The sequence below is a fragment of the Paenibacillus hodogayensis genome (genome assembly GCF_039536325.1).
In the GTDB taxonomy this organism is placed as follows: domain Bacteria; phylum Bacillota; class Bacilli; order Paenibacillales; family NBRC-103111; genus Paenibacillus_AB; species Paenibacillus_AB hodogayensis.
Genome location: NZ_BAAAYO010000008.1, coordinates 336,843 through 363,379, shown reverse-complemented (window position 1 = coordinate 363,379; position 26,537 = coordinate 336,843). Strand labels below are relative to the sequence as shown.

Annotated in this window: 19 protein-coding genes; all 19 read left to right on the top strand. The window is 58.7% G+C overall.

Going from position 1 to position 26,537, the window contains the following annotated elements; genetic code table 11:
* Nucleotides 1–56: 56 nt before the first annotated feature.
* On the top strand, nucleotides 57–2,810 hold the full coding sequence (gene mutS / locus ABD796_RS17440) for a DNA mismatch repair protein MutS (protein WP_344909819.1): 2,754 nt from the start codon (nucleotides 57–59) through the stop codon (nucleotides 2,808–2,810).
* The gene (locus ABD796_RS17435; protein WP_344909816.1) at nucleotides 2,807–4,279 is read left to right on the top strand and encodes a S41 family peptidase; all 1,473 of its coding nucleotides are present in this window, start codon (nucleotides 2,807–2,809) and stop codon (nucleotides 4,277–4,279) included. Before mutS ends, ABD796_RS17435 begins: the two co-directional genes overlap by 4 nt.
* Nucleotides 4,279–6,426: a DNA mismatch repair endonuclease MutL gene (mutL, locus tag ABD796_RS17430; protein ID WP_344909814.1), complete on the top strand. Its 2,148-nt coding sequence runs from the start codon at nucleotides 4,279–4,281 to the stop codon at nucleotides 6,424–6,426. The genes ABD796_RS17435 and mutL overlap by 1 nt, the downstream gene beginning before the upstream one ends.
* Nucleotides 6,426–7,199 carry a class I SAM-dependent methyltransferase gene (locus ABD796_RS17425; RefSeq protein ID WP_344909812.1) on the top strand — a complete coding sequence of 258 codons (774 nt, stop codon included), beginning with the start codon at nucleotides 6,426–6,428 and terminating at the stop codon, nucleotides 7,197–7,199. The genes mutL and ABD796_RS17425 overlap by 1 nt, the downstream gene beginning before the upstream one ends.
* Entirely contained in the window at nucleotides 7,196–8,155 is a 960-nt protein-coding gene (miaA, locus tag ABD796_RS17420; RefSeq protein WP_344909809.1) for a tRNA (adenosine(37)-N6)-dimethylallyltransferase MiaA, read from the top strand. Before ABD796_RS17425 ends, miaA begins: the two co-directional genes overlap by 4 nt.
* A 68-nt stretch (nucleotides 8,156–8,223) precedes the next feature.
* Complete coding sequence (hfq, locus tag ABD796_RS17415; protein WP_344909807.1) at nucleotides 8,224–8,466, top strand: RNA chaperone Hfq; 243 nt, start codon at nucleotides 8,224–8,226, stop codon at nucleotides 8,464–8,466.
* A 146-nt stretch (nucleotides 8,467–8,612) separates the two neighbouring features.
* Nucleotides 8,613–11,606, top strand: a complete 2,994-nt coding sequence (locus ABD796_RS17410) for a transglycosylase domain-containing protein (protein WP_344909804.1) — start codon at nucleotides 8,613–8,615, stop codon at nucleotides 11,604–11,606.
* A 340-nt stretch (nucleotides 11,607–11,946) separates the two neighbouring features.
* Complete coding sequence (locus ABD796_RS17405) at nucleotides 11,947–13,527, top strand: exo-alpha-sialidase (RefSeq protein ID WP_344909801.1); 1,581 nt, start codon at nucleotides 11,947–11,949, stop codon at nucleotides 13,525–13,527.
* 23 nt (nucleotides 13,528–13,550) lie between these two features.
* On the top strand, nucleotides 13,551–13,799 hold the full coding sequence (locus tag ABD796_RS17400; protein WP_344909798.1) for a hypothetical protein: 249 nt from the start codon (nucleotides 13,551–13,553) through the stop codon (nucleotides 13,797–13,799).
* A gap of 181 nt (nucleotides 13,800–13,980) precedes the next feature.
* Nucleotides 13,981–15,075, top strand: a complete 1,095-nt coding sequence (locus ABD796_RS17395; protein ID WP_344909794.1) for a sialidase family protein — start codon at nucleotides 13,981–13,983, stop codon at nucleotides 15,073–15,075.
* Nucleotides 15,076–15,170: 95 nt separating this feature from the next.
* On the top strand, nucleotides 15,171–16,490 hold the full coding sequence (locus tag ABD796_RS17390; protein ID WP_344909791.1) for an ABC transporter substrate-binding protein: 1,320 nt from the start codon (nucleotides 15,171–15,173) through the stop codon (nucleotides 16,488–16,490).
* Between the two features lie 284 nt (nucleotides 16,491–16,774).
* Nucleotides 16,775–18,505 (top strand): ABC transporter ATP-binding protein, encoded by a 1,731-nt coding sequence (locus ABD796_RS17385; protein WP_344910303.1) that lies wholly within the window; start codon nucleotides 16,775–16,777, stop codon nucleotides 18,503–18,505.
* Entirely contained in the window at nucleotides 18,502–20,391 is a 1,890-nt protein-coding gene (locus ABD796_RS17380; RefSeq protein WP_344909787.1) for an ABC transporter ATP-binding protein, read from the top strand. The genes ABD796_RS17385 and ABD796_RS17380 overlap by 4 nt, the downstream gene beginning before the upstream one ends.
* 259 nt (nucleotides 20,392–20,650) lie before the next feature.
* On the top strand, nucleotides 20,651–22,396 hold the full coding sequence (locus ABD796_RS17375; RefSeq protein WP_344909785.1) for a sensor histidine kinase: 1,746 nt from the start codon (nucleotides 20,651–20,653) through the stop codon (nucleotides 22,394–22,396).
* 2 nt (nucleotides 22,397–22,398) lie between these two features.
* Entirely contained in the window at nucleotides 22,399–23,958 is a 1,560-nt protein-coding gene (locus ABD796_RS17370) for a response regulator transcription factor (protein ID WP_344909782.1), read from the top strand.
* 118 nt (nucleotides 23,959–24,076) lie between these two features.
* On the top strand, nucleotides 24,077–24,583 hold the full coding sequence (locus ABD796_RS17365; RefSeq protein WP_344909780.1) for an NUDIX hydrolase: 507 nt from the start codon (nucleotides 24,077–24,079) through the stop codon (nucleotides 24,581–24,583).
* Nucleotides 24,584–24,641: 58 nt separating this feature from the next.
* A complete protein-coding gene (locus ABD796_RS17360) occupies nucleotides 24,642–25,067 on the top strand; it encodes a GNAT family N-acetyltransferase (protein ID WP_344909777.1) in 426 nt (141 codons plus the stop codon).
* A 146-nt stretch (nucleotides 25,068–25,213) separates the two neighbouring features.
* A complete protein-coding gene (locus ABD796_RS17355; protein WP_344909774.1) occupies nucleotides 25,214–25,867 on the top strand; it encodes an HAD family hydrolase in 654 nt (217 codons plus the stop codon).
* Nucleotides 25,864–26,520, top strand: coding sequence for an HAD family hydrolase (locus ABD796_RS17350; protein ID WP_344909771.1), 657 nt, complete (start codon nucleotides 25,864–25,866; stop codon nucleotides 26,518–26,520). Before ABD796_RS17355 ends, ABD796_RS17350 begins: the two co-directional genes overlap by 4 nt.
* Nucleotides 26,521–26,537: the final 17 nt, after the last annotated feature.

Sequence of the window (26,537 nt, the reverse complement as noted above, 5' to 3'; positions counted from 1 at the left end):
TATGATATAATAGCTGAAAACAGCAATTGTACACGATTCGCGGTTGGGGGATGGACATGACCAAATATACGCCGATGATCGAGCAGTATTTGTCGATCAAAGCGCAGGCGGAAGACGCGATTTTGTTTTTCCGTCTGGGCGATTTTTATGAAATGTTTTTCGAGGACGCGATCAAGGCGTCGCAGGAGCTGGAAATTACGCTGACTGGCCGCGAAGGCGGCATGGAGGAACGGATTCCGATGTGCGGCGTTCCTTACCATTCGGCAGAATCGTATATCGGCAGGCTGATCGAAAAAGGCTTCAAAGTCGCGATATGCGAGCAGGTCGAAGACCCGGCCGAAGCCAAAGGGGTCGTCAGGCGCGAAATCGTGCGGATCGTCACGCCGGGGACGGTGATGGACGGCAAAGCGGTCGGGGACAGCCAGAACAATTTCCTCGTCTGCGTAGCATCGGACGACGCTCAATTCGGTCTGGCGGCCTGCGACTTGTCCACAGGCGAGCTGTTCGTGACCGCCATGGAGCCTTCCCTGGAACAACTGGTCGACGAAATCAACCTGTACGGGCCGTCTGAGCTGATCGGCCAGCCGCAGCTGCTCGACCGGATGCGCTCGGATATGGCCGACCTGCTCCCGACGAAGCTGCTGACCGACAGGGAGGAGGAGGGCGAGCAACTGCTCTTCGGCCAATTTCCGCACGAGCAGGTCCGCGCCGCAGCGCCGGTCAGCCGTCAAGCCGTCGCTCTGCTGATCGCCTATTTAAAAGAAACCCAGAAGCGGTCGTTGTCGCACATTACGGCGATGGACCTGTACGACCGACAGCAGCATATGACGATGGACCCGTTCACGCGGCGCAACCTGGAGCTGACGGAGACGGTGCGGGAGCGTTCGAAGAAAGGCTCGCTGCTCTGGCTCCTGGACCGTACGGCGACCTCGATGGGAGGCCGGCTGCTGCGCCGTTGGATCGACAAGCCGCTGACGAATCGGGCCGAGATCGAGAAGCGGCTGGAGGCGGTCGACTGCCTCTACAACGGACTTATCGTACGGGAGGAGCTGCGCCAGCAGCTGAAGGAAGTGTACGATTTGCAGCGGCTCGTCAGCCGGATCTCGTACGGCAATGCGAACGGGCGCGATCTGCTTGCCCTGAAGCTGTCGCTTGCGCAAATTCCCCATGTCAAACATATTTGCGCGACATCGGGCTCCTCAACGCTGCGTCAACTGGCGGAAGCGATGGACGAGTGCGTAGATATCCGGCAATGGATCGAGGATACGATCGTCGACGAGCCGCCGGTGTCGGTGCGCGAGGGCGGGATCATCAAAGCGGGCTGCAGTGACCATCTCGACCGGCTGCGCGAGGCGAGCGCGAACGGCAAGCAATGGATCGCCGAGCTGGAGCGGCGCGAACGCGAGCAGACCGGGATTCGCTCGCTCAAAATCGGGTATAATAAAGTGTTCGGTTACTATATCGAAATAACCCGCAGCAACCTCGCCTCCTTGCCCGAGCAGCGGTACGAACGGAAGCAGACGCTGGCGAACGCCGAACGCTTCGTGACGCCGGAGCTGAAGGAGAAGGAGGCGCTTATCCTCGAGGCCGAGGAGAAGATGGTGGGTATCGAATACGAGCTGTTCATGCAGTTACGTGATAAGCTGTCCGAGCAGGTGAAACGACTGCAGCAGCTGGCGGAGACGATCGCCGCGGCCGACGTGCTGCAATCGTTCGCGACCGTAGGCGCCGCTTACCGGTACCGGCGTCCGGCGGTAGGCGACGGGTACGAGCTGAATATTGCGGAAGGCCGGCATCCGGTCGTCGAAGCGATATTGAAGGACAGTCCGTTTATTGCCAACGATACGTATATGACAGAAGAGGACGGTCGGGTCCTTCTGATTACCGGCCCAAACATGGCGGGCAAAAGCACGTATATGCGCCAGGTGGCGATGATCTGCATCATGGCCCAGATCGGCAGCTTCGTGCCGGCGGAAGCGGCCCAGATCCCGATCGTGGATCGGATCTTCACGAGGATCGGCGCAGCCGACGACCTCGTCGGCGGTCAGAGCACCTTTATGGTCGAGATGATGGACATCCGCACGATGACGGCCAAAGCGACTTCGCGCAGTCTCGTGATCATCGACGAGCTGGGGCGCGGCACGTCCACCGGGGAAGGGATGGCGATCGCGCAGGCGGTCATCGAATATTTGCACGACCGGATCGGCTGCAAGACGCTCGTTTCCACGCATTTTCACGAGCTGGCCCATCTGGAGGAGACGCAGTCCGCGCTGCGCAACCATTGCATGGCGGTGAAGGAAAGCGGGCAGGACGTCACGTTCCTGCGCAAAATGATCCGCGGCGCCGCCAGCACGAGCTACGGCATTTATTGCGCCCGCATCGCCGGCCTGCCGGATTCGATCATCGACCGGGCTTACGACCTGCTTCACCGGTTCGATACGGCGTCGTCCGTCGTGCAGGGAGCGGGCGAAGCGGCTGCCGCTCGCGAAGAACGCGCAGCCGTGCCGGCAGATTCCCCGGCCACGCCATGGCAGCAACCCGCCGTTCCGAACATCCAGGCTGCGGAGCAGCCGGAGATCGTGAAGGAAGCGGGGCCGCTCGTTCAGCTCAGCCTGTTCGGCGAAAGCGAAAAACCGGACAAGCAAGCCCCCCGGGTCAAATCCAAGGCGGAGCAGGCCGCGGAGAAGCTGATCGAGCAGCTGCGTGCGGCGGACTTGATCAATATGACGCCGCTTGCGGCGATGAATTTTTTATTCGAGCTGAAACAAAAGGCGGTTGCCGATACGAAGCAGGGAGGACACATTGGATGAACAAGCAGCCTAATCGCTTTCAGGGCCGATTCCGGAAGCTCAAAACGCTCTCGGCCGCGCTAGCCCTATTCGGCATGCTGACGCTGCCCGCCGCTTATGCGGGAGCCGCGAAGCAGGAGACGCCGGAGCAATACAAGGAAGTGCAGCAACTGCTCGGCATTATGCATATCAGCGGCAAGACGGTCGAGGATTCCAAGGAAAAGACGATCGACGGCCTGATCAAGACGCTGAACGATCCGTATACGGACTTTTTTGACGAAGAGGAATGGAAGTCTTTTCAAAACTCGCTCGATCTGAACTATGCGGGCATCGGCATGAGAATCGGCGAGGAAGAGGGCCGCTTTATGGCGGTGGAAGTGTTCCAGGACTCGCCGGCTTTGGCCGTCGGGCTGCAGCGGGGCGATTATATTATCGGAGTGGACGGCAAGCCTACCGCCGGGATGCAAATCGGCGACGTCACCGGGCTGATCCGCGGCATCGAGGGTACCGAGGTGACGATCCGCGTACAACGGGGCGACAAAGAGCTGGACGTAAAGCCGAAGCGCGGGCAAATTCATATGCCGGTCGTTAGCGGCGGCATGATGGCTGGAGGCATCGGGTATTTGAATGTGGCCAGCTTCTCCGAGGAGGCGGACGAGCAGTTCGCGGCGATGTTGGACGTACTGAAGTCGAGCGGTATCCGCGGACTCGTCGTCGACCTGCGCAACAATCCCGGCGGTCTGCTGGACACGGCCAAGAATATTGCCGAGCAGTTCATCGAACGGGGGATTTTGATCCATACGCGGGATCGCAACAATATCGACGAGCCTTTACGCATCGAGAACGGCCAGACGGTGGCGTTCCCGGTCGTGCTGCTGGTCAACGAGAATAGCGCCAGCGCCTCCGAGGTGCTGACCGCCGCGCTGCAGGATTACAAGAAGGCGGTCGCGGTAGGCGCCAAGACGTACGGTAAAGGCAGCGTTCAGGCGCTGTATCCGCTCCAGTCGGGCGGCGTACTGAAGGTGACGGTGCAAGAATACTTGTCGCCGACGAAGCGCACGGTCAACAAAGTCGGGCTTACGCCGGACATTCCGATGGAGGGCGTCGTTCCGCAACTGCTCACGGGGCTGCGCACGGCCGGACTGCAAAACGTGACGCTGGAGGTCGAAAAGCATCTGTACCGGCTGAACGGATTCGAATTTTTCGATGCGGCTCTGCCGAGTCTGGAGAAAAACGGCGGGGTGTACTTGCCGGCCCGCGTGCTCGCTGCGGCCGTAGGGGAAGGGCTGGAATGGAACGAGACCAGTCAAGGCGTCGAGATTGGGGGCGCCGCCGGCGCCAAGCATCTGTTCGACGCGTCGTCGGGGTTTGTGAACGAAAGCGGCACGGGCTTCATCGAGCTGGATCGCTTCAAGGAGCAGTATCCGCAAATGTCGTGGACGGCCGGTGCGGACAAGACGGTGCTGACTGTGAAAGGAACCGAATCGTAATGGGAAAAATCAAGGTGCTGGACGAACATGTAGCGAACCAGATCGCGGCGGGCGAAGTGATCGAGCGGCCGTCGTCGGTCGTCAAGGAGCTCGTGGAAAATTCGCTCGACGCCGGCAGCTCCAGAATTGCCGTTACGGTGGAGGAGGGCGGACTGCAGCTGATCCGGGTGACGGACAATGGTTCCGGCATCGAGACGGACGACTGCGAGGTCGCCTTCTACCGCCACGCGACGAGCAAGATCGGCAGCGGCAAAGATTTGTTCCAGATTCGTACGCTAGGCTTCCGTGGGGAGGCGCTGCCGAGTATCGCGGCCGTGGCCAAGGTCAACTGCGTCACCGCTTCGTCGGCGGACGGCCTCGGCCGAAAGCTCGTCATCGAGGGCGGCACCGTCAGATCGTTTCAGGAAACGGCGGCCTCCCGCGGCACGGATATGGCGGTCAAGGAGCTGTTTTACAATACGCCGGCCCGGTTAAAGTATATGAAGACGATTCAGACCGAGCTCGGTCACATATCCGATTACTTGTATCGTTCGGCAATGGCCCACCCGCACGTCGCGTTCACCTTGAAGCATAACGGCAACGTGCTGCTGCAGACGCTCGGCAACGGCGATCTGCGGCAGGTCGTCGCGGCGGTATACGGCACGACGGTGGCGAAGGCGATGCTGCCGGTGAAGGCCGAGGACGCCGATTATACGCTCGGCGGATACATATCCCGTCCGGATATGACGAGATCGAACCGCCAAGGCATCACGATCGTAATGAACGGACGGACAATCCGCAACTATGCGGTATCGAACGCCATCCTTAACGCTTACCACACGCTGCTTCCTATCAACCGTTTTCCGGTCGTAGCGCTGCATATCGGCATGGACCCGGAGCTGGTTGACGTGAACGTCCATCCGGCCAAGCTGGAGGTGCGGTTCAGCAAGGAGCAGGAGCTGGTGCGTCTCGTCGAGGAGCAGCTTCGCGCCGTCCTGCGCGGAGAGGTGCTTATTCCGCAGCCCGGCAGACCGACGCCGAAAGCGGCCGTCGTTCAAGAGAGGATGGAGCTTTACCGGACGATGGAGGAGCCGGCGGCGGCAAGCGAACCGTACGCAGGAGTCCCGCTTCCGGAGCCTCCGCCTGACAGGGCGCCTGTCGGCGGCGGTTTTGCCGCCGCAGCGGAGGAAGAACTTTCCGCCGGCTCGGAGGAGAACGCGCTTGACGGCGGACAAACGGGCCGTGCGGCCGTTTCGTCCGATTCGTACATATCCGGCTCGCCTGCCGCTCCCGGGCTCGAGGATGTCCGGGAGCGCTCCGGCCGGTCCGACCGGGCATTCACCGGCAAGGGCAGCGCAGAGCCGGCCGGCAGCAGGGCGGGGCCGTTCCAGACGCAGCCAGGTCGCGGCGCTTCGGCGTTCGCGGGGCAAGCTGGGGGTTACGCTTCTCCCGCGCCGTCGTATTCGCGCCCCGCGCGGACGGGAATGGACCGCCCCGATGCGGGCAAAGCAACCGGTCTGCCGTACGAGAAGCTTGTCGATATGATGCCGGCTGCGGACGGTGCGGGCAAGCCGGAGGCGCCGCCTTTTCCCAGGCTCGATCCGATCGGTCAAATGCACGGCACTTATGTCGTTGCCCAGAGCGAAACGGGGTTGTACCTGATCGACCAGCATGCGGCGCACGAGCGGATCAATTACGAATATTACTATGAAAAATTCGGCAAGCCGGCAGAGGCCAGCCAGCAGTTGCTCGTGCCGCTGACGCTGGAATTTACGACGGCGGAAGCGGAGGCGTTATCCGCGAAGCTGCCGCTGCTCGAGCAGGTCGGCGTCGACCTGGAGCCATTCGGCGGCGGAGCGTTCCTCGTGCGCGGCTTGCCGCACTGGTTTCCTCCCGGGGAAGAAAAGACGCTTGTCGAGGAGATGGCGGATTGGCTGTTGGCTGAGAAAAAATCGATCGATCTGACGAAGCTGCGCGAGAAAGCGGCGATCATGTGCTCCTGCAAAGCCTCGATCAAGGCGAACCAGCATTTGAGCACCGCGGAAATCGAAGCGCTGCTCGATAGGCTGGCCCGCTGCCGCAATCCGTACACGTGTCCGCACGGCCGGCCGATCGTCGTCAGCTTCTCGACCTACGAGCTGGAAAAAATGTTCAAGCGGGTGATGTAATGCTGGTAACGACTTCCTATTCGCCGTCGCGGGAGACGGAATTGCGCGCCAGCCAGCTGGCCGGCGAGTTGGGCATCCGCTGCGTACCGCGCGGCTCCTCTTCGGTCCGCCGGCTGGCCGAACGATACGGCGATCCGCATTTTCTGCTCGTCACAGAGAGGGAGCTGCAAGTACACGGGAGCGGAGACGCTCCGCTTTTCTTTCATCCTTCGCTCTCGCTTGTCCGTGTAAAGCGGATGATGAACGGCGAGGGCGACGGGATGATCGCCATGACCGGTGCTGCTCCGGGAGACCGCGTGCTCGACTGTACGGCCGGACTTGGCGCCGATTCGATCGTGTTCGCGTATGCAGTCGGTCCGGAAGGGCAAGTAACCGCCGTCGAGAGCCAGCCCGCGTTGTATACCGTCGTGCGGGAAGGGCTGCGCGTCTACGAAACCCACTTGCCGCCGTTCGATGCGGCGATGCGGCGGGTGCGCATGAAGCTCGGCTGCCATCTGGACGAGCTGCGAGCCCTTCCGGACAAGAGCGTCGATATCGTCTATTTCGATCCGATGTTCCGTCAGCCTATCGAGCAGTCAAGCGGGATCGGGCCGCTGCGGCAACTGGCGAATCACGCCCCGCTGGACGAGCGGTCGATCCGCGAAGCGGTCCGGGTGGCGCGCAAAAGCGTCGTACTGAAAGAACATAAAGAGAGCGGGGAATTTGAACGGCTCGGCTTCCGCGAGCTGTCCCGCACACGAACGAAAATTGCATATGGAGTGATACATCCGTGAATGAAGCGGAAACGAAACCGCGCCTTCTCGTCCTGCTGGGGCCGACGGCCGTAGGCAAGACGAACTTGAGCATCGAGATGGCCGCCCGGTACGGCTGCGAGATTATTTCGGGCGATTCGATGCAAGTGTACCGGGGCATGGATATCGGCACGGCCAAGGCCACGATGGAGGAACGGGGGGGCGTGCCTCACCACATGATCGATATTCACGACCCGGATTACCCGTTCTCCGCCGCCGAATTTCAGGAGCGGGCCCGAGCCCTGATTGCGGATATTCACGGGCGGGGCAAGCTGCCTTTTATCGTCGGCGGCACCGGCTTGTATATCGAATCGCTCTGCTACGATTACCGCTTCAGCGAGATCGGCATGGATGAAGCTTACCGGGCCGAACTGAACGCTTTCGCGGACGCGCATGGCGAGGCGGAGCTGCACGAACGGCTCGTGCGAGTCGATCCCGAATCGGCCCGCCGCATTCATCCGAACGACAGACGCCGCACGATCCGGGCGCTCGAAGTGTATGAGGCTACGGGGTCGCCGTTATCCGAGCAGGTGGCCGGACAAAAAAAGCAGTCGCCTTACGAACTATGTATCGTCGGCTTGACAATGGAGCGCAAAATTTTATATAAACGTATTGAAGCGCGAATTGATCTGATGATCGGACAAGGTCTGGTCGACGAGGTGCGCGGTTTGCTCGAACGGGGCTACGCGCCCGGGCTGTTCTCGATGCAAGGGCTCGGGTACAAGGAAATCGTAGGCTACATCCAGGGAGACTACGGATTGCCGGAGGCGATCGAGCTGCTGAAACGGAACACGCGAAGGTTCGCCAAACGCCAGTTGTCTTGGTTCAGGCGGATGCAGGACATTCATTGGATCGACGTTACCGAGGCAAATTTTTCTGCCAATTTACACACAATTCGTGATATACTAGCAGGAAAGTTTATCCCCGATCCCGAATAAAATGGGGAGCCACTCGAACAACAATTCCAGAACGGTCCGTGGAAATCACCATATCAGGGGGTACTTTGATGAACAAGTCGATCAACATTCAGGATACATTCCTGAATCAGCTGCGCAAGGAAAGCATTCCGGTTACCGTGTACCTGACGAACGGATTCCAGATTCGCGGACACATTAAAGCATTCGATAACTTCACGATCATCATCGACAGCGACGGACGGCAGCAAATGGTGTACAAGCACGCCATCTCCACGTTCACCCCGCAGCGTCCCGTATCGCTGATGCCGCAGGAGCCGGCCAACGAATCTTAATCGGCGCAAGCCGATTTTTCGTTTTTTGCGGCAGCGTTTTTGAAACTTTTTGCCGCGAAGCAACGTTTAAGCAGTAGAAAGAAAAGAAGCAGAGCAACCCTAACGGGTTGTTCTTTTGCTTCAATCGGGTAGGAGGGAGTCGGAGGATGAGCACAACCAGAAACCCCAATGCCAATCCGCCAAAGCAACCGGCCAAGAAGAAAAAGAAGAAGCGGTTCCGCACCCGCCAACTGCTCATCTGGCTTCTGGTCACCTGCGCTCTGGGCTTGTTTTGCGCCATGGGGGGATACGTCTTCATCATGCTGAACGGAGAGAAGCTGTATAAAGAGAATAAAGATAAGCTGGACCTGGCCGAGTCGGCCAAACTGTACGATGTCAACAACCAGGAAATTGCCACGCTGTACTTGCCGGGGGAAAACCGCGAGCTGGTCACCATGAAGGAAATTCCCGAGCGGCTCGGCCAGGCGTTCATCGCCACCGAGGACAAACGGTTCGCCGAGCACGGCGGCATCGATTTCTGGTCGATCGGCCGGGCGCTCGTCAAGGACGTCATTCACCGCAGCGCGGTGGAGGGCGGCAGCACGATTACGCAGCAATTGGCCAAAAACTTGTTTTTGAACGCCGATAAAACAGTGTTCCGTAAAGCGACGGAAGCGTCGATAGCGCTCGCTTTGGAAAACAATCTGGGGAAGGAACAAATCCTGGAGCTGTACCTGAACCGGATTTATTTCGGCAACCGGGCTTACGGGGTCAAGGCGGCGGCCAAAAAGTATTTTGGCAAGTCCGATCTTAATTCGCTTCAGTTGTGGGAGATGGCTACGCTTGCCGCCATTCCGAAGGCGCCGGCCTATTTCAACCCGATCGATCATCCGGACCGCTCGAAGGAGCGCCGGGGCGTCGTTCTCCAACTGCTGAAGGATCAAGGCTATATTACCGAAGCAGAGCGCGCCGAAGCAGCGGCCGCGGAATACACGTATAAACCGCCTACCGAGACGAAGGACTATACGACCTTTATCGATTATGCGCTTAACGAAGCGGTGGCCAAGTCGGGCTTATCGGAGGATGAGCTGCTGCGCGGCGGATACAGCATCTATACGACGATGGATGCGACGGCGCAGAAAGCGATGGAGACAGCCTACAAGAACGAAAAGCTGTTCCAGAAGGATGGGCCGAAGCAAAAAATGCAGAGCGCCATGGTCATCGTCAACCATAAGGACGGCGGCATCGTCGGGATGATCGGCGGGCGCGACTACAAAACGAAAGAATTGAACAGGGCGGTACAGCAACGCGCGCCGGGCTCCTCGTTCAAGCCGATTGCCGAGTATGCGCCGGCGATGGAGCTGGACTTTAAGAAATGGAATCCGTATACGATGCTGAAGGACGAGAAAATGTCGTTCAACGGTTACTCCCCGAACAACTGGGACAATGTCTATCTCGGTCAAATCAGCATGACGCAAGCGCTGCAAAAATCGGCGAACGTGGCCAGCGTCTGGCTGCTGAATGAAATCGGGGTCAAACGCGGGATGGATTTCGCAAGCAAGCTCGGTATTAAGCTGGACGACAGCAAAGATAACAATCTGGCGATCGCGTTGGGGGGATTGACCAAAGGCGTGTCGCCTTTGCAGCTCGCTACGGCCTATGGGGCGTTCGCCAATAATGGACAACTGAACGAAAGCCATTCCGTCGCGAGAGTAGTCGACTCGACCGATAAGGAAGTGTATACGTTTAAGGCGAAAAAGCCCGAGCAGGTGATGAGCGCCAGAACCGCCTGGTATATGACGGTCATGCTGAAAAATGCCGTCGACAACGGTACCGGCACAAGCGCCAAGATGAACCGTCCGGTTGCGGGCAAGACGGGCACGACGCAGCTTGACCTTAAAGGGCTGGAGAAATACAACCGCGACGTCTGGTTCGCCGGCTACACGCCGGAATGGACGGCGGCGATCTGGATGGGCTTCGATACGACAGACACGCAGCATTTCGTATCCAACGGCAGCGCCGGACCGGCCGTCATGTTCAAGGAGGTCATGTCGAAGGCGCTGGCCAACCAGAAGGTGACGCAATTCCAGAAGCCGAAGGATGTAGAGGATCTGGTCGAACCCGTTCAGTCGGTCACCGATTTGAGCGCCACTTATTTGCCCGAGAAGAACGGAGTCCGGCTTACGTGGACGGCGATCAAAGGCGATAACGTCATTTACAAGGTTTTCCGCAAAGGTGCGCAAGACAAGGAATTTATGGAGATATTGCGAACGACGTCGCCGGAAATGACCGATATATCCGCGCCATCCGGAGATAAATTCGATTATTACGTAGTCCCATACAATTCGTCGACCAACTCCGAAGGGCAGAAGTCCAACACCGCTTCCGTAGAGGTGCCTGCAGGCGGCGGTTTGCCGACCGGCAACGGGCAAGGCAACGGCAACCAAAATGGCAACCAAAACGGAAACGGGAACAACGGCAACAGCAACAATGGAAACGGAAATGGCAACAACGGTAACGGCAACAACGGGAATAATGGAAACAATGGCAATGGCAGTAACGGCAATGGAAATGGCCACAATGGCAACGGTAGTAACGGAAATAACGGAAATAACGGAAATAATGGAAATAATGGAAATAATGGAAATAATGGAACGGGTAATAACGGAACCGGAACCGGGAATAACGGAACCGGCAATGGCAGTACGGGAGCTGGAACCGGAGGCGGAAATACTCCGGGCGGCGGAAACAGCGGTAATGGTACCAACGGCAGCGGAAATAACGGAGCCGGATCGGGCGCCGGCGGCGGAACGGGCAATGGAAGCGGGACCGGAACAGGAGCCACCGGTACCGGTGGCGGAACGGGTGCCGGTTCCACTAACGGCTCGGGCGCGGGTACCGGAACAAGCAATGGCACCGGCGCCGGAGCAGGCAACGGTACCCCGGCCGGGAACGGCTCAGGCACTGGAACCGGAAACGGTGCAGGCTCCGGGACTGGAACCGGCAGCGGCGCAGGAACCGGTAACGGAACAGAGAGCGGAGCCGGTGGAGCGCGTTCAGGCAGCGGAAGCGTGAACGGCCCGGGCACCGGAGCTGGGCCGGGTTCCGGAGGCACTGGCAATCCGGCTCCGGCAGGCTCTGGCACACCTGCCATACGGTAACATGGTCCACTTCCATAGGAACTAAATGGCTTTGCAAATGAATCGGTCCCACGGACCGGTTCTTTTTGCTTGCCGCAACGCTGCAGGCCCGTTTTGCCTGAAGTTCCTGCGAACCTCAGGCGAATCGAATGATCGGACTTCCATACCCGTGATGTCGGGAGCTCGCAAAGCGCAAGCCTGCCGCTTGCTGCACAATGAGTTGAACGATACGGTCAAATACGCGGAGCCCCGGATATGGTATACTGTTGCAAAAAAGACGCGCTTACAGGAGGCCAGCCGCGCCGGCTTCCACGTCACCAATAAAGGAAAGCGTTATCAAAAAGGGGCTGAAGCTTGAGACATGGATATCGATATGAAGGAACTTGCACTTCAGCCTGTGGAGCTGGAAACCGGCCCGGCGGAGCGATATTCGGCCGCCCATCGCATGTTTCAGGGAATACCCGCGATCGAGCGTACCCCGGGCGGTCGGTTGTGGGCGGCTTTTTACAGCGGCGGCAAGGGCGAAGGCCCGGACAATTACGTGCTGCTCGCTACGAGCGGCGATGACGGAACGACCTGGGATAGCCCTTGTCTGGCGGTAGACCCGGTCGGGAAAGTGCGCGCTTTCGATCCTTGCCTCTGGATCGATCCGTTGGGCAGACTGTGGCTGTGCTGGGCGCAAAGCTACGGCCTTTACGACGGCAGATGCGGGGTATGGGCGGCGTTATGCGACAATCCGGAGGAAGCGCGGCCGCGCTGGTCGAAGCCGAGACGGCTGGGCAACGGCGTCATGCTGAACAAGCCGACCGTGCTGTCGACGGGAGAATGGCTGTTTCCGGTCGCATTATGGGAAAACAAAAATTCGTACCTGAATCATTTGCCGGAGGAGCGCTTTTCCAACGTGCTGGCTACCGCGGATCAAGGAGAAACCTTCGAGCTTCGCGGTCGGGCCGACGTGCCCCAGCGCCACTATGACGAGCATATGATTGTCGAGCGCTGCGACGGCAGCCTGTGGATGCTCGTCCGAACGACTTACGGCATCGGAGAAAGCTTCTCCCTGGATCGAGGTCGCACCTGGAGTCCCGGCAGACCGACGCGGCTCGGCGGACCGAACTCGCGCTTTTTCATTCGCCGGCTGCGCTCGGGACGATTGCTGCTCGTCAATCATTACGGCTTCCACGGCCGCAGCCACCTGACGGCGCAATTGTCGGAGGACGACGGGGCTACATGGACGGACGGCCTGCTGCTCGACGGGCGAAGCGACGTATCGTATCCCGACGGGACGGAAGCGGCGGACGGAACGATTTATGTCATTTATGACCGCGAGCGCAACCGGGATATGGAAATCGTGATGGCCGTCTTCACGGAGGAGGATGTACTGGCCGAACGCGGTGTTACGGCCGCAGCGCGGTTCAGGGTCATCGTGGACAAAGCGGGACTGGAATCGGGAGGTACCCCGGGTTTGCCTGCGGCGGCGCCCAGCGATTTCTATCTCGGCAGCAAGTGGAACCAGCATGCGCTGCTTAAAAAGATCGAGGATCTGGAGAGACACCCGGATCGCGAAACGGGCGAGGACAGCGCGAAGAAAGCGGTATACCTCGCTGTCCGCTATATCGACGAGCGGCTGCTGTACATTCAGGACCTCAAGGAGGTTTCCGAAGTGTCGGGCTACAGTCTGCCCCATCTGTCCAGACTGTTCGTGAAGGAGCTCGGCGATAATCTACGCGGTTTTTACACGAAGCGCAAATGGCTGAAAGCGATGGAACTGCTGGAGGAAGGGTCCGGAACGGTAACGAAGGTCGCTTCAATGATGCAATACGAGTCGATTCACACGTTCAGCCGGGCGTTCCGCAAGGCCACAGGTCTGTCTCCCCTACAATACGTCCGCAAGCATAAAGAAACTTGCGAGGCGTCCGCAGCCGCACTGCCTGTTCACGATTAAGGAGCTGGACGTTTTGGGTTGTAGTGAACAGCCGCATGTCCCTTGCCGCAGCAGGCAGTTCGTCGCGCTGCTTGGATTGCCGACAGATCGGATCTTCATGGAAAAGCTGGGACAAGCCCGCCTTCCCGACGACAGTCGATTTCCGCACGGCCCTGTTCGATGGGCCGTTCGTCGAAATCGGCTATTCGGTCGTGACGATGTGCCAGTCCGTTTATGAGGGGGTTCGAAAAAGGATGCGCGATACTGCACACCAGATTGCTCGAACCGATTAAATACGGCCGGCGAAACAGTTGCTATACTAAAGCTGCAAAAGGCCGGAACGGAAACGAACCGGCTGGAGCGCTCGGAGCTAGCGAGTGAAGGCAGCGGGTGGGCAGCCTCGATTTGCCGCCGTTTTTCTACTGCGATTGCCCTGATGAGCGCATCGATCAAATCGGGAAGGATGTATCGAATATGCAATTGCAGGAACGGGAGCTTGCGCTGCAGCCTGTGGAGCCGAATCTGGCGCCCGGGGAAAAGTATGCAGCGAAATCCCGCAAGTTTCAGGGAATTCCTACGATAGAACGCGCTCCCGGGGGGAGGCTCTGGGCCGCCTATTACAGCGGAGGCGACGGGGAGGGCCCGGACAATTATGTGGTGCTCGTCCACAGCGGCGACGATGGACGCACCTGGTCCGTTCCCTGGCTCGTGATCGATCCGCCTGGAAAAGTGCGCGCTTTCGATCCTTGTCTATGGATCGACCCGCTCGGCCGGCTTTGGCTGTGTTGGGCGCAAAGCTTCGAGATGTACGACGGGCGGTGCGGCGTGTGGGCTTCCCTGCTTGACGACCCGGACGAGCCGGACGGCATCTGGAGCGCGCCCCGACGAATCGCCAACGGCATTATGATGAATAAGCCGACTGTGCTCCGCTCTGGGGAGTGGCTGTTCCCGACGGCGGTATGGGCGGTCCAATGGGCTATCCGTCTTTCGGGCATGGACAGCTTGCCCGAGGAGCGCTTTTCCAACGTATACGTATCGACAGACCAGGGGGAGAGCTTCGCATTGCGGGGCCAAGCGAACGTTCCCAACCGTTTCTTCGACGAGCATATGATCGTCGAGCATGAAGACGAGAGCTTGCGGATGCTCGTCCGCACCACGTACGGCATCGGGGAGAGCCACTCGACGGATAAGGGCTTAACCTGGAGCCGGGGAAAGCCGACCCGGCTGGGCGGACCGAATTCGCGCTTCTATATACGTCGTCTCCGCTCCGGACGATTGCTGCTCGTCAACCATTACGGTTTTAACGGACGAAGCCACTTGACGGCGCAAGTATCCGAGGACGATGGGATGACCTGGACCGAAGGGCTGCTGCTGGACGAACGGGAGAATGTATCCTACCCGGACGGTACGGAAGCCGCGGACGGTACGATTTACATCATCTATGATCGCGAAAGAAAGCTGGATATGGACATTTTGATGGCGGTGTTTAAGGAAGAGGACGTACTCGCCGGGCGATGCGTGACTCCCGGTGCCCGATTGAAGGTTGCCGTGGACAAGGGCGGCGCATAGCCAAACCGCATGCCGTCGGCCTTTGCGCTGCCTGCAAGCGTCGGGAGGTCGTCGTGCGCTTTTGATACGGACTTACATATATGGGGGGATTGCAAATGAAGCATGCAAGGGGAAAAGGGCGCCGGAGACATTTGGCCGCAGTCGGTCTCGTCACGCTGGCCCTACTGGCGGGAGCGTGCGGACAGAAGACCGGCGAGGTCAAGGAGACGAGGCCCGAGCAGGGCGCGAATGTGCAAAAAGAGCCCGAGCCGGTCACGCTCCGGGTATTCAATCCGAATAACTATGCGGACATTTTATGGAACGATCTGTGGGTCGCGCCGATGAAAAAAAAGTTTCCCCACATTACGCTCGTGAATGTGAAGAACGAAAAAGGCTCCACGCTCAAGGAACTGGTCGCCTCGGGGAACGCCCCCGACCTCATTCAAGGTTCTGGGGCAAAGTTTACGTTCGATTTGGAACAGCTGGGCCTGCTGTACGATATGGCGCCGCTGATCCAGAGCCGGAAGTTCGACCTGAACCGGATCGCTCCGCTTGCTATGGAAGGACTCAAGCCTTATTTCAACAATAACAAAATATACGGTCTGCCGATTACGATGAATAACGCCTCGCTTTATTACAACAAAGACATTTTCGACAAGTTCGGGGTCGCTTATCCGAAAGACGGCATCACCTACGATGAAGTATACGAATTGGCCAGAAAACTGACCCGGGAAGAGGGCGGCGTGCAATATCGCGGATTCGAGTTCGCCTCCGGCATCCAGCTGCAGTACAATCAGCTGTCGCTGCCGCTAGTGAAAAACGATCAGGCCGTCTTCAATACGGATGGCTGGAAAAACTGGTTCGATACGATGAAGCGGTTTTACGAGCTCGAAGGCATGCAGAACTTGAAGAGCAACGCCTCCGATGCCTTCCTGAAGGATAGAACGCTGGCCATGTATTCGGTGACGAATATTATGAGTACCTTGGGAACTTTGGATATGAATTGGGATATGGTGACGATGCCGACATTTTCGCAAGCTCCGCGCAAAGGCATGCAGGTTTTCGGCCCGATTTTGTACGTATCCTCCACGAGCAAGCATAAGGAAGAGGCGTTCTCCGTCATCGCCCAGTTTCTGTCCGACGAAGTGCAGCTTCAGCGGGCCCGGGGAGGAGAGCCTCCGGTGTTGACCAATACGGACATCAAGCAGCAGTTCGGCGCGGACCGCAACTATTTGAAGGGGAAAAACGTAGGAGCGTTTCTGGCGAACGATATCGCCCCGTCTCCGCCGTTCGTCTCCAAGTATGACGTCATCGCCGCCCAGCAGCTGGATGCCGCCTTCTGGGAAGTCGTAAACAAGAAGGTCGACATCAATACGGCGCTGCGCTTGGCGGAAGAAACGGCCAACAAGAAAATAGCCGAGGAAAAAACGAAATAATCCGATCTTGAACAGGCAGCGAAGCGGAATCCGCTCGAGCCGAACAAAAAAAGCAAAAAAGCTGGCAAAAGGAATCGGTCCGTCGACCGATTTTTTTTTGTTATCGACGGTTTATAGTAAGCGGTAAAGTGTTATAAAGAAAAGAAGGGGGATGTCCCGTTTTCCGGCCTGATATGCTTGAATTGCATATGGATTCCGACCGCAGCCTTTGCCGACGATTTGGCGAGTATCGTATAGGGCTTGTTTCCGCGTTTTTCGGATAACGAATAGGAGTGTGAATGGGTTTGCTTAAGCTGTTTCGCTTTTTGAAGCCTTACCGCGCGTGGATTGCCGTGGTCGTCGTACTCATGTTTTTGCAATCGATTTCGCAGCTTTACTTGCCGACTCTGATGGCGGATATCGTCAACGTTGGCGTTATGGAGGGCAACACCGGCTACATTTTGCGCATTGGCGGGCTTATGCTGCTGATCGCCGCAGTCGGGACGCTGTGCAACGTGGCGGCTGCCTATTACTCGTCCAGAACGGCCGCAGGCTTTGGCCAAATCGTTCGCGGCAACGTATTCGGCCACGTGGAACGTTTCTCGCTGCAGGAGTTCGATAAGTTCGGCACCGCTTCGCTGATTACCCGTACCACGAACGATATTACCCAAGTTCAGCAGGTGCTGTTTATGCTCCTGCGCATGTTTCTGAACGCCCCGTTAATGATTGTCGGCGGCATCGTGATGGCCGTCTCCAAGGACGCGAAGCTGTCGCTCGTGCTCGTGGCGGTCATTCCGCTGCTGGCCGGCGTCATTACGCTGGTCGCTTCGAAGGGCGTTCCGCTGTTTCGCGCGATGCAGAAGAAGCTGGACAGACTCAATCTCGTGCTGCGCGAAAACTTGATCGGCATTCGCGTCGTCCGCGCCTTCAACCGCACGGAGCGGGAACGGGAACGTTTCGGCTCGGCCAATACCGACCTGACGGATACCGCGATCCGGGTGACGCGGATCATGTCGGTCGTTTTTCCGGTTATGCTGCTGCTGCTTAACCTGTCCCTCGTCGCCATCATGTGGTTCGGCGGCATTCGCATTGACAACAACCATATGCAGGTGGGCGATCTGATCGCTTTCACCCAGTATGCGTCGCAAATTTTGTTCTCGCTGACGATGGTTTCCATGATGTTCATCATGATTCCGCGCGCGTCGGCATCCGCCGTACGGATCAATGAAGTTCTGGATGCCTCGCCGTCCATCGTCGACGCTCCGGAAACCCGCGAACCGGAAAGCTCCGGCCGGGGGCTCGTGGAATTCGACGATGTAACGTTCGGGTATCCCGGCGCGGAACAGCCCGCCGTACGGAACATATCGTTCACGGCTCAGCCTGGACAAGTTACCGCAATCATAGGCGGAACCGGCTCGGGCAAATCCACGCTCGTCAATCTGTTGATGCGCTTCTACGACGTGGGCGGCGGAAGCATCCGGATTGACGGCAAAGATATTCGCGGCTTGTCGCAGGAACGGCTTCGCGCAATGATCGGCTATGTTCCGCAAAAGGCGGTGCTGTTCTCGGGTACAATCGCCGACAATATCCGCTTCGGCAGCGATTCCGCTTCGCGGGAGCATGTCGAGCACGCTGCCGAGGTGGCCCAGGCTGCCGAGTTTATTACGGAGCTGCCCGAAGGCACGAATTCGGCCGTTTCGCAAGGCGGGACCAACTTCTCCGGCGGGCAAAAGCAGCGGTTGTCGATCGCCCGGGCGCTCGCGCGCAAGCCGGCCGTCTATGTGTTCGACGACAGCTTCTCGGCGCTGGATTTCAAGACCGATGCCAAATTGCGGGCCGCCCTGCAGAGGGAAACGGCCGAAGCCACGCTGCTGATCGTAGCCCAGCGTGTCAGCACCATCATGGAGGCCGACCGCATCGTCGTGCTGGATGAAGGCAGGGTGGCCGGGATCGGCACGCACCGCGAGCTGCTTGCCTCTTGCGACGTGTACCGCGAGATCGTGACGTCCCAGCTATCGGAGGAGGAGAGCGCATGAGCGAGCGGCACAAAAGCAATGCTCCATCCGGAGGCGGTCCTCGTCCGGGCTTCGGCCCGGGGGGCGGAGGCATGATGGGCATGCCCGTACAGAAGGCCAAGGATGCCAAAAGCGCCATGAAGCGGCTGCTCGGCTACTTGAAGCAGCGCCAAGGGCAACTGCTGATCGTCCTTTTGGCTGCCGTACTGAGTACCGTTTTCGGCATCGTCAGCCCGAAGATTATGGGGCGCGTGACGACGATTTTATTCGAGGGCGCAATGGCCAAGATGAAGGGCTTGAACGTCGCCATCGATTTCGATGAGATCGGACGCATTCTGCTGCTGCTGATCGGCCTGTACGTGCTGAGCGCCTTATTCACGTTCATCCAGCAGTACATCGTCGCCGGCGTCGCCCAGAGAATCGTCTTCTCCCTGCGCAAAGACGTGCAGGACAAACTGAGCCGGCTGCCCTTGAAATATTTCGATTCGCGTACGCACGGGGAAATATTGAGCCGGGCCACGAACGACGTGGACAACATCGGCAATACGCTTCAGCAGGTGCTGGCGCAGCTGATCTCGTCGCTGGTGCTGCTTGTCGGCGTTATTGTCATGATGCTGACGATCAGCCCGCTGCTGACGCTGATTACAATCATCACGCTGCCGCTCAGCATACTCGTCACCAAGAATGTCGCCGGCCGTTCGCAAAAGTATTTTGCCGCTCAGCAGAAGACGCTCGGACAGCTTAACGGCCACGTCGAGGAAATGTATGGCGGGCATACGATCGTCAAGGCGTTCGGGCATGAACGGAAATCGGTGGAGACGTTTAACGGCATTAATGAAAAGCTGTACGACGCCGGCTGGCGGGCTCAATTCGTATCCGGCATCATTATGCCCCTCATGATGTTCGTCGGCAATATCGGGTATGTGCTTGTCTGCGTCGTCGGAGGCATCTTCGTCACTCGCCAGGCGATCACGATCGGCGACGTCCAAGCGTTTATTCAATATTCGCAGCAGTTCACGATGCCGATTACCCAGGTGGCGAACATCGCCAACCTGATTCAATCGGCGCTGGCTTCCGCCGAACGGGTTTTCGAGCTGCTGGACGAGACGGAGGAAGTGCCGGAGACCGACAAGGCGGCAGTTTCCGGCCGGCCGGAAGGCCATGTGGCCTTCCGCGACGTATCGTTCGGCTACAAGCCCGACGCTCCGCTGATCGAAGGGATGTCCATCGACATTGCCCCCGGACAAACGGTTGCGATCGTCGGACCTACCGGAGCCGGGAAGACTACGCTTGTCAATCTGCTTATGCGGTTTTATGAGATCAGCGGAGGAGCCATCTCCATCGACGGTACCGATATTCGCGAGCTGCAGCGCAGCCGTCTCCGGAGCATGTTTGGCATGGTGCTTCAGGATACGTGGCTGTTCAACGGCACGATTCGCGACAATATCGCCTACGGGCGGGACGGAGCTACGGAGGAAGACATCGTGCAGGCGGCGAAAGCGGCATATGCCGACCACTTTATCCGCACGCTTCCAGACGGTTATAACACCGTATTGAACGAAGAGGCGTCCAATTTGTCGCAAGGACAGAAGCAATTGCTGACGATCGCGCGGGCGATTTTGGCCGATCCGGCGATTCTCATTCTGGACGAAGCGACAAGCAGCGTGGATACCCGCACCGAGGCGCATATTCAGAAGGCGATGACCGACCTGATGAAAGGCCGTACCAGCTTCGTCATCGCACACCGGCTGTCCACGATTCGCGACGCGGACCTGATTCTGGTCATGAATCACGGCCGCGTGATCGAGCAGGGCAACCACGAGCAGTTGTTGACCCTGAACGGGTTTTATAGCGATTTGTACAACAGCCAGTTCACCGGGGCGAAGCAAAAGCAGGATGCCGGATGAGCGAATATCGCATGCAAACGACGCCTGTATCGAGGCGTGTAACGAAATAGGCACGCAGCAGAGGAGGGCCCGGGAAACCGGGCCTTTTCTCGTTGAAGCGCTTATTCGATCCATGTTGATGGCGTAGCGGGTAGGAATATGCCGCCCCTTTGTCGAAGTAACTGGAAGTGTTCATGAAGTTGACGCGATCACCATTCGCGACTTTCTACTGGAATAGTGCGGCTGCCTACGAATGGAATACACTTGGATATGGTGACCTATGAAACGATTGTTCGGTTGGCTCGGCTCGCAGCCGTTCCGCAGCTTCCAGCTCCGCTTGTTCGTCTATTTGTTTCTGATCGGCTCGGTTCCGGTGTTTGCGGCGCTGACGATCTTCTATATGCACGCTTCCGAACGCTCCGAGACCGAGTGGCGGGCGGCCGTCGTCAAGAAGCACGATCAGGTGCAGCGGCGGCTGGAGCGGGAGCTGCGCGAGCTGGAGTACATGTACCGGAGCTGGCTGCAAAGCGACGCCGTCGCCCAACTGGTGCTGTCCAGCCGCGACGGCCGGATGACGGGCGACGCCGCTTCCCGACTTGTCAAGGAGGCGATCGTCCGCTCGGCGGCCTTTCAGCTGGAGTACCATAAAAGCATAACGGACGTATGTTTCGCGATCGAAGGAAGCGTTTCGTTTTGCGCCAACGGCAATCCGTTCGACTACGAGGACAAGCGCGACCGCATTCCGGCCAACCGCAGCGATTTTATCGTTCAGCCCGCAGGCCGCGGCGGCATCGGCTGGATCGGTCCGTTGTACAATCCCGGCGACTTTGTCGTTGTCGGTTATATCAAGATTATGATGGATTTGCCGCGAATGCTCGATGAGATCCGCACGGATCAATCGCTGTCCGATGTGACGCTGTGGGATACGGCGACCGACGAAGTCCTTTTCGAGAGCGGCCGGAGGGCTCCCTCCGACAGTCGGGGCTCCACGCTGTTTCTTGCCGACAAGGAGCCGTATGTGCGCAGCGAGGAGGACGTATGGCTGTCCCAGCGGCCACTGACCGTGCCGGGGCAGGCGTGGATGACTTATCTGGAGGCGCCCAACACGGACATTTTGTCCTTGAGAGCGACGCTGCGTAACACGGTGCTTGTGTTTTTTTCGATTTTGCTGGCCGTGTCGCTAATTAGTTCGTTCGTATTCTCCAAGCTGTTCTCCCGGCCGCTCCGCCTGCTGCGCAAGCTGATGAAGCGGGCCGAGTCGGGCGATCTGAAGGCGTACTGGACGTCCGGGGGGTTGCGCGAGATCGACGAGCTGGGGGGCAGCTACAACCAGATGCTCAATCGTTTGGAGGAGACCATCAAGCAGGCGAAGCAGGAGGAATCGCTGAAGAAGGAAGCGGAGATCGAAGCGCTCCAATACCAGCTGAACCCGCATTTTTTGTACAATACGCTGAATACGATCAAATGGGTGGCGAAAATCCACAAAACGCCGCAAATATCTGACGCCGTCAGCGCGCTCGTCCGTCTGCTCCAGGCCAGCCTCGGCAAGAAAGGGGATTTTCTCGTTCTGAAGGAGGAGATCGGACTGATCCGCGATTACATGTCGATCCAGTCGTTCCGTTACGGGGACACGGTGCGGATGGAGCTGGATATCGATCCGCTTGCCGCGTTATGCCTCGTACCGAAAATGATCTTGCAGCCGCTGGTGGAAAATGCGCTTATTCACGGTTTGGAAAACAGCGCCAAGGAAGGCGAAATTACGATCAAAGCCTGGCTGGACCGGGACATGCTGCTGTGCGAGGTGCGGGACAACGGCAAGGGCATGGAGCCGTCGCTGGCCGCGTCGGAAACGCAGACGCCCGGCGCCAAAGCTAAAGAGCGGATGAGCGGGATCGGCTTGAGCAACATTCGCGATAAAATCAGGCTGTATTACGGGCCTGCCTACGGGATGCAGCTGTTCAGCAAGCCGAACGAAGGCACGACGGTAAGACTGACGATGCCGATACACCGAACGGAGGAGTCTTGAGCATGAACGTTATGATCGTCGACGACGAACCGATTATTCGTATCGGTCTGACCTCGCTGGTCGATTGGGAGCAGCATGGCTTCCGGCTCGCCGGCGAAGCGTCCGACGGATTGGAGGCGCTGGAGTTGTTCCGTCGCGAGCCCGTCGATATCGTCATTACCGATATCCGCATGCCCCGCATGGACGGACTGGAGCTGATGCGCGAGGTGAAGGCGATCCGGGACGATGTCGGCTTGCTTGTGCTGAGCTGCCTGGACGATTTTGCCTGCGTCAAGGAAGCAATGAAGCTGGGCGCTCAGGACTATATTCTGAAGCCGACGATGGAGCCGGAGGAGCTGGTGGCGATTCTCGGAACCGTACGCGGGAAGCTGGAGGAGGAACGGCAGACGAAGCGGGTGCTTGCCGAGTGGCGGGACCGTCTCCAGCAATCCGATGCGTACCGGCTCGCGGAAGCGCTTCGCCACTACGCGCAGACGGGGAGTGGCCGGGAACGGCTGGAGGCCGAGCTGTTTCCTCCGGGCAGCGGAGCGTTCGCGGTATGGATCGTTGGCGATGGGGATTCCGGAGCGCTGCCTGCCGTCGATGAATGGGATTTGCCCGACTGCCGGGCAGTCGTCAAGTGGGACGATCGTTCCTGGCTGGTCCTGTACGGTTTCGCCAAGTCGGCATCGGAGAAGGAGCGCCACGACTGGATGTACGGCTGCGCACGGGATTTGTTCGCGCGGATGAAAGAGTCGTCCCCGGGAACGGCCGACTGCTTCGTCTGTCTCGGAACGGCCATGTCCAGGCTGGAACAGTTCTCCGAAGCGCTGTCCGCGTACGAGCGTCAGCTTCATGCCCGCTTCTACGGAACTCCCGAGCGGTTTGTAACGAACGCGCCGGAACCGGACGGGGTAGGGACGGAAGGGGCGCTGCCGCATGTCGAACGCAACGACTTCTTGCGGGCGGTTTCGAACGGCAACCGGGAGGCGGCGGTTCATTGGAGCGAGATGCTGGCCGAGACGATTAGGCGGCAGCGGCCCAATGTGGCCAAGCTGCGCAGCTTTCTGATCGAAATGCTCGGCCTGGCGTTCGGTTTTGCCCGTCAGCACCAGCACGCTTACGGCGCGGAGGAGGATGCCGCTCTCGAGTCGCTCAACCGGATTCGCAGCATCCCGCATGTCGATCCGCTCTGCGCGTTCGTAACGGAAACGGCTCGTGAGCTGTGGGCAAAGCCGCTTGTCGAAGGCGGGGGTAGCGAGCCGGTAAATCCGTTCATCCGCAAGGCGGTCCGATTTATGCGCGAGCATTACGGCCGCAATATCGGCACTGTGGATATCGCCGATCATGTGAAGCTGAGCCGCAGCTACTTGAGCGACCTGTTCAGCAAGGAAATGGGAGAGTCGCTGAGCGAGACGCTGACCCGAATCCGCATGGAGGAAGCGAAGCGCAAGCTGCGTTCCGGCGAGATGAAGGTGTACGAGATTGCCGAGGCCGTCGGCTTCTCCGATCCGAAATCGTTCGCCAAAACGTTCAAACGGCTGGTGGGCTGTACGCCGAAGGAGTTCGAGTTGGGAAAATAATCAAGAGATCGTTTACAACGGATCACCCGATCGTGCACAATAAGATATAGAGTTTTGCTGCAAAAAACGTCGTTCCATTCAAGGGAAGCTTGCATTGGCGCGGAGAAAGGTCGGATTGATGAACGATCAGGAATATGCGTATTGTCCCGTATGCGGCACAGCGCTGACCGGCACATATGTGATGGGGAAGAGCTACCGGCATTGTCCGGAAGGACACTATACGTTCTACCCCGGTCAATCGGTCGGGGCTGTGGCGCTTTTGGCGGAGCAGGGGAACATTTTGCTGGAACGGAGGGCCATCGAGCCCGGTTACGGGATGTGGGCTTTGCCCGGAGGAATGGCCGAGCGCGGCGAATCGATGGAGCAGTGCATGATGCGCGAAGTTTTCGAGGAGACGGGGCTGTTGGTGGAACCCGTGCGGCTTCTGGACGCATTGGGCGGGAAGCACGTATGCACGGTCTTCTACGAAGCCCGTCTGGTCGGCGGCCAACTGGTCAAGTCGGACGAGTCTATGGAGCTTCGCTGGTTCGCGCCGGAGGAGATCCCTCTGGAGCAGATCGCGTTTCCCCGGCACAAGGACATGTTGCTTCGCTGGCTGGGCTTGTCCGACAAGGGCGGGGAATAAACCGAACACACAAATCCAACACGAGGTTTCGCCTAACGGGAAGGGGCATCGAACAGGCATGCAAGAACTGAAAATCACGGAGATGACGATAGCCCATTACGGGTCGATGATCGACTTGTGGGAACGGACGGAAGGGCTGGTGCTCAGCGAAGCGGACTCGGAGGCGAATATCGAATCGTTTCTTCGCCGCAATGCGGGGCTCAGTTTCGTCGCCACGCAGGACGGTAAAGTCGCGGGCACAAGCCTGTGCGGGCATGACGGCCGGCGCGGGTTTCTGTACCACGTGGCGGTTGATCCGGCAGTGAGGGGAAAAGGAGTGGCCGGTCGTATGGTAGCGCTCAGCCTCGCCGGTTTGCAAGCGGCGGGTATTGAGAAATGCCACCTCTTCACGCTGGAGGACAACGAGATCGGCAACCGTTATTGGGCCAATAACGGTTGGCAGCGGCGCAGCGGGATTTTGCTGTACACGCGGGATGTTCCGTAAACATAAGCTGGCGCGCGTCGCTCGCAGCCGATTTGGGTATACAAACCTTATCAGCGTCGTCGACTCTCCGTACTCGTTTAATGACATTTAAGCAATCTGCGTTTTCTGGCAAGCCTACTACGGATATGAATGGAGTTGTTCCCGGTATGTCTTCTATTACAACCATCCTGTTCGATTTTGACGGCACGCTGGCCGATACGCTCCCGATATGCATTCATGCCATCGGTGAAGCGTTCCGGAACCATGACGGGGTCGATCTGACTGCAGCCGAGGTTGTCGCCATGTTCGGACCGACCGAAGCCGACATTATCCGCCTGAATTTGCGCAACCGCGCTGCCGCTGAGGAAGGGGTCGAGCTGTTTTACAAACTGTACCGCGAAGAGCACGATCTGCGGGTGAAGCCGAATGCGGATATGATCAGGCTGCTCGATCTGCTGCATGCCAGAGGATACCGGATGGGTATCGTTACCGGCAAGGGACGGGCGACGCTGGACATCTCGCTGGAACGTCTCGGGATGCAGCGCTACTTCGGCGTAACCGTCTCCGGCGACGAGATGACGCGGCCGAAGCCCGATCCGGAAGGCGTGCTCACGGCGATGAACGCGCTCGGATCGACAACGGAAGAAACGATCTTCATCGGCGACAGCGAAGCGGACATGCGGGCGGGCAAAGGGGCCGGAGTATTTACGGTAGGCGCTCATTGGCTCGAGCATGTGCAGACGCACCGTTTTGAGACGGAGCCGGACTTATACGTCACGAATATGGACAGTTTGCTCGCCTTCCTCGATAAAATCGGATGACGCGGATTTTACGCTACAAAGCGATTTTATTCGATATGGACAATACGCTGCTCCGCTCCGCAATCGATTTCCCGGGAATCAAGCGCGACCTGTTCGGGCTTCTGGCCGAAGAAGGCATACTGCCGCGCGGCTTCCCGGCCGCCGAGCATACGATCGCAACGCTGATCGAGACGGCGCGGCTGACGCAAAAGCTGACGGACGAGCTTGAGGCGGCGGTATGGGACATCGTCGTGAAAGGGGAGCGGCAAGGCATGCACGGTGCGGAGCTGGAGCCGTTCGTAGCGGACATGCTGGAGCGGCTGCGGGGGAGAGCGCATCTGACGGTTCTGACGAACAATGCGCTGGAAGCCGCGCTTGAGGCGCTGCATCGTACCGGCATCGCGTCCTGCTTCGAGCATATCGCCGGGCGCGAGCAGATGACCGCTCTGAAGCCGTCGCCGTCCGGCATCGTCTATCTTCGCAGCCATTATCCGCATCTGGAAGCCGGCGATTGGCTGGCCGTCGGGGATTCGTGGATCGACGGCAAAGCGGCGGAGCAAGCCGGCATCCCCTTCCTGGCCTATAACGCGCGTATGGAAGAGCTGGAACGGCGGGCGGTGCCGACGATCGGCCGCATCCGCTCCATGCGCGAGCTGGACGATTATTTGTACTGATTTCCATTCAGAAGCCC